The 652-nt window shown below is 57.5% G+C and carries 1 protein-coding gene; it reads left to right on the top strand.

The window, feature by feature from the left end; genetic code table 11:
- Positions 1–355 precede the first annotated feature (355 nt).
- Positions 356–652: DUF6124 family protein (locus tag J1G18_RS27850; RefSeq protein ID WP_223009605.1), on the top strand; the 297-nt coding region annotated here is incomplete at its 3' end.

The raw sequence follows: 652 nt of genomic DNA, 5'->3' as shown, positions 1-652 counted from the left end.
GCAACCACGTTTAAAGTACACGAACCGTTACGCCATAACGGCTACAACGCCTTGCGCCGTTACCTACGCGTACGCCAGAATCCGCCGGCTTACACGACTATGGGGCGGGCTATATCGTTTCCCTGTCACTGAAAATCAGTGATCGGGTTTGGTAGCCCGTTTCTAAGTGTGATGGCGACGCCATATGCAGTCCCTTTTCCGCGGGCTCGATTTCATATGGTGGCCATGCGTGGGGCTCATTCGTGAGCGCCGGGTTTTCCTGCTTAGACCGGTCTACCAACCCGCGTATGGCCGCCACCCTCGTTTGGTAGCGAGAGTGATGGCTCCTTACTTTTGCTAAGCAGGAGCTTCATCCATGTTCAAAGCCACACCCAACCCCCCGGACACCTCAATCCCGTACGACCCAGCCCTCGACCCGCAGAAGATAAAAGCGGCAACCGACCGCGCCATCAACTTCTACCTCAACCCCGGCGCACTGAAGATCTCGCTCCCTTCAACCTCGTCATGCAAGGCGAACAGAATCTTCCTCATCGACCCCACCGTGGACGAAGAAACCTTGCTCGTCGAAGCCTGCGAATCATTAGCCGCCGCCAGCGACATGGCCCGTGATATCGGCGACACCGTCGATAACCCACAGCGCCGGGCCATGCTG

This window comes from Pseudomonas sp. MIS38, assembly GCF_019891575.1.
Taxonomy (GTDB): Bacteria; Pseudomonadota; Gammaproteobacteria; order Pseudomonadales; family Pseudomonadaceae; genus Aquipseudomonas; species Aquipseudomonas putida_A.
The sequence above is the reverse complement of the archived record's forward strand: the minus strand, read 5'-3'. Positions and strand labels throughout refer to the sequence as shown.